Genomic DNA, 278 nt, shown 5'->3' with positions numbered 1-278 from the left:
GCCGGTAATTTGGTCTGCCAAATGCCAACGTCCTGCTGCGTGAGCTGGTAGTCGAGATCGTATTGGCGGCTCAGTTGGACACCATTCCCCCACGTCAGACTCTTCAACGGCCCGAACGGCAGGTAGCTGATGTTGCTGACGATGCTGGTGGCCGGTCGGTTTCCGATGGTCAAACTAACGCCGGTTACTTGCCCCGCTGCATTGCGCGGATACGTCACTACAAACCCCGGATAACCAACACCGCCCAAACGGTTCGCACCGTCGTAGCTGTAGGCGAC

Annotated in this window: 1 pseudogene; it reads right to left on the bottom strand. The window is 58.3% G+C overall.

The annotated features are described in order from the left end of the window. A pseudogene (locus tag AC0IWM_RS23740) lies at positions 1 to 278 on the bottom strand (hypothetical protein); the annotation flags it as partial.

The sequence above is a fragment of the Methylobacterium sp. AC433 genome, assembly GCF_979253015.1.
Note: the sequence above shows the minus strand (reverse complement) of the source record. Positions and strands in the feature narration are given on the sequence as shown.